1 pseudogene is annotated in these 287 nt (G+C 48.4%); it reads right to left on the bottom strand.

Going from position 1 to position 287, the window contains the following annotated elements:
* A pseudogene (locus AB4512_RS23475) lies at positions 1 to 287 on the bottom strand (bifunctional indole-3-glycerol phosphate synthase/phosphoribosylanthranilate isomerase); the annotation flags it as partial.

Below are 287 nucleotides of genomic sequence, written 5' to 3'. Positions count from 1 at the left end.
TGACGAGTCACGTTGCTTTTCAGTAATTCTGGTAGCGCGCTTTTAGCACCGTTTTCAGCACCAGAAGCAACACCGTAAGCTTTCCAAATCTCAACGCGTTCAGGTAGAGATTGTTTTAGTTCATCGACAAATGCTTGAGACTCATCACCGTGCAGTTGCACAGCGAATAGGCCTAGCTCAGATACCGTTTTCGTAACGTCTGCTACGCTGTGGTTTTGGAACACACCCACGTAGTTCAGCGGTGCGCCACTCATAGTTAAACGAGCCGCTTCGATATCCACATGACG

It is taken from the genome of Vibrio sp. 10N.222.52.B7 (assembly GCF_041474275.1).
Lineage (GTDB): Bacteria > Pseudomonadota > Gammaproteobacteria > Enterobacterales > Vibrionaceae > Vibrio > Vibrio crassostreae_C.
Note: the sequence above shows the minus strand (reverse complement) of the source record. Positions and strands in the feature narration are given on the sequence as shown.